This is a genomic window from Oleiphilus sp. HI0123, assembly GCF_001635315.1.
In genome coordinates this window covers 1-920 of record NZ_LWGE01000434.1, presented here as the reverse complement: position 1 = coordinate 920, position 920 = coordinate 1, and the positions used below count along the sequence as shown (strand labels likewise).

Genomic DNA, 920 nt, shown 5'->3' with positions numbered 1-920 from the left:
TATTTTGCCTACGGCATTGGCATCTTATTCGCGGTTCAGTCCTTTATAAACATAGGCGTCAATATGGGCTTACTACCGACTAAAGGTCTGACACTGCCATTGGTAAGTTATGGCGGTAGTAGCCTGATTGTGAGTTGTATGTGTATAGGCGTGTTGTTAAGAATTCACCGTGACCTGATGGCGATTGAAGATGAGCCAGACTCAGAACAGACCAAAGACAAGGAGCTTATCCATGCGTGATAAAACATTCCTTGTGATGGCTGGTGGCACTGGCGGGCATGTATTTCCAGCCTTAGCAACGGCAAAGAAACTAATGAGCCGCAATGACAAAGTTGTTTGGCTAGGTTCAGTCGGTGGTATGGAAGAGCGAGTAGTGCAAGACGCTGGAATCCCTTTTTACGGTATTTCCGTCAGTGGTGTTCGCGGTAAAGGCATATTAAGCAAAGCTTTAGCACCCTTGAAGATCGCTAAAGCCGTTTTCCAGGCTTTATTAGTGCTTAGGAAAACAAGACCCGATGCCGTGTTAGGTATGGGAGGCTTCGCTTCTGGGCCTGGTGGCTTGGCGGCAAAACTCTTGGGTAAGCCTTTATTGGTTCACGAACAGAATGCCGTAGCAGGAATGACCAATAAAGTACTCGCGAAAATGGCAGATTCAGTGATGTCAGCTTTTCCTGAAGCCTTTGAAGATGCGAGTAAAGTTGTGCTGACTGGCAACCCATTGAGAGATGAAATCTGCGAGTTATTTTATTCAAGCAAAGACAGTGTTTCGAAATCTGGGCCGATCAGAGTGCTGGTGTTGGGTGGGAGCCTTGGAGCTGCCAGACTAAACGAAGTGCTCCCTGGTGCGATGAGCTCTTTGGGGGCAGAAATTAGACCGGAAATTTGGCACCAGACAGGGCGTAATAAGTCCGAAGGCGTGG

Annotated in this window: 2 protein-coding genes; both read left to right on the top strand. The window is 47.7% G+C overall.

The genetic code is table 11. The features are described from left to right. Positions 1-240: FtsW/RodA/SpoVE family cell cycle protein (locus A3761_RS25430; RefSeq protein ID WP_197472810.1), on the top strand; the 240-nt coding region annotated here is incomplete at its 5' end. Further along, positions 233-920 (top strand): UDP-N-acetylglucosamine--N-acetylmuramyl-(pentapeptide) pyrophosphoryl-undecaprenol N-acetylglucosamine transferase (locus tag A3761_RS04125; RefSeq protein ID WP_197472809.1); only part of this gene is annotated, 688 nt, incomplete at its 3' end. The genes A3761_RS25430 and A3761_RS04125, both read left to right, overlap by 8 nt.